The 1311-nt window shown below is 72.5% G+C and carries 1 protein-coding gene; it reads left to right on the plus strand.

What is annotated here, in order from left to right:
• The coding region (locus NR111_RS18195; protein WP_256821623.1) for an HNH endonuclease signature motif containing protein at positions 1-1311 on the plus strand (1311 nt) is incomplete at both ends.

Genomic DNA, 1311 nt, shown 5'->3' on the forward strand with positions numbered 1-1311 from the left:
ACGCCGAGAACCGCGCGGCCGCCGCCCGACTGCGCGCCTGCCACGACCTGTGGGCCACCTGCCGCGAAGAACAGGAACTGCGCGACATCGCCGCCGGCTACGGCCCCGGCCTGGACCAACGCCCCGAACACGCCGTCATCGACCCACTGACCATCGCCACAAGTGAGATCGTCGCCGCCTACGGCGTGCACCACAACCGCGCCCGCAGCCTGCTCACCCTGGCCATCACCCTGGTCACCAAGTTCCCCTGTCTCGTCGAGGCCATGGACACCGGCCACCTCGACGAAGCCACCGCCACCCTGCTCGCACGCCACATGCGCACCGTGGACTCCCTGCACCGCGACGACGTCCACCGCGAGGTCATCGACTGGCTCCTGGCCGCCCTCGCCGCCGGCAGGCGCCCCGGACGCGACGCGATCCTGTCCCACACCGACCGCATCATCGCCGCCCACGACCCCGACGGCGTACGACTGCGCCGCACCGCCGCGGTCCGCGAACGCCGCGTCACCCTGCGCCGCGGCACAGACGGCATGGCCGACCTCACCGCCCACCTCACCGCCACCGAAGCCTTCGCCATCCACACCCTGCTGCAGACCAGGGCCACCGACCAACGCCACCGCGACACCCGCACCCGAGTCGAGACCACCCGCCGCCACGGCGCCCACACCCTCGACACCGACACCATCCGCAGCATGGACGAACTACGCGCCGACGCCCTCGTCACCGCCCTCCTCGGCCACCCCAACACCGACACCAGCGCAGGCACGAGCGCGGGTGCGGGTGCGGGTGCGGGTCACCGCCCGCCGGCCACCCAGATCCGCCCCACCATCACCGTGCTCGCACCCCCCGGCCCCGACGGCGAACCCGAGGTCTACCTCCCCCGAGGCGGCCCGGCCACCATCGACGCCCTCATCGAACTACTCACCCGCAGCACCGGCGCCACCATCACCGTGCCCGACACCGCACCCGGGGCCGCAGACAACCCCCACCACGCCCACCGCTACCGCATCAGCGACCGACTGGCCCACCTCATCCGCCTACGCGACGGCACCTGCCGCCACCCCGGCTGCTCCGTCCCCGCCGACGCCTGCGACATCGACCACGTCCGCCCCTTCAACCACACAGACCCCACCGCCGGCGGCCCGACCCTCGAGAACAACCTCGCCGCCCTGTGCCGCAACCACCACCGCTTCAAAACCTTCCACAACTGGCACTACCAACTCGCCCCCGACGGCACCCTGACCATCACCACCGACACCGGACACACCCTCACCACCCACCCCGACGGGCCCCTCGCACGCTGGCGCCACC

The organism is Dietzia sp. Die43, from assembly GCF_024519835.1.
Taxonomy (GTDB): Bacteria; Actinomycetota; Actinomycetes; order Mycobacteriales; family Mycobacteriaceae; genus Dietzia; species Dietzia kunjamensis.